General features: G+C 61.3%; 1 protein-coding gene. It reads right to left on the bottom strand.

Annotated features, from left to right (window positions below):
- Positions 1–295: 295 nt before the first annotated feature.
- The coding region (locus L991_RS17765) for a hypothetical protein (protein WP_231550538.1) at positions 296–551 on the bottom strand (256 nt) is incomplete at its 5' end.

Here is a 551-nt window from a genome sequence, read left to right on the forward strand (position 1 = left end):
ATCGTGCTAACCACGGCAGGGGTATATTCACCAAACCAAAGCCTCGCTACGCCTTCAGCGCAATACTTCCGCCAGTATTTGCCGCGCTGGTGAAGTTGGGGCTTGGTTTCCCGTGTAGCGAAAACCGCAGCTAGGAGGGAGACAAACGGCCTTTTGTTTGGCTCACGACGCAGCAAGGGCAGCGCGGAGCGCTTTGAGCCCGGGGCGCCTTTGGGGTGAAGGGGTATTTGGCGAAGCAAATACCCTTTCCCGTCTGCGCGGCGGAACGCGCATTGAAAACAGCGCGCCAACGGCGCTAAAAATTGGCAAAACAAGAGAAGCCAGTGCCGCGGCGCATAGCCGCCAAACCAAGGTGAATGTGATGTTGCGGCAATGCATAGCCTGCTGGCGCAGGCGGTAAACCGGCGGTTTCGCCCGCCAGACGAGCAAGGGGCGGGTCTTGCTCCGCCCCTTGCATCCCCCGCGCGCCCGATCGCCGCGAAACCCCGTCCGTCCAGCGCTCGGCAAGGCGATGCGGAAACTCGCGTTGCGCTAGCGTCGCAACGCTCAAA

The sequence above is a fragment of the Chitinibacter sp. ZOR0017 genome (assembly GCF_000799095.1).
GTDB classification, from domain to species: Bacteria; Pseudomonadota; Gammaproteobacteria; order Burkholderiales; family Chitinibacteraceae; genus Chitinibacter; species Chitinibacter tainanensis.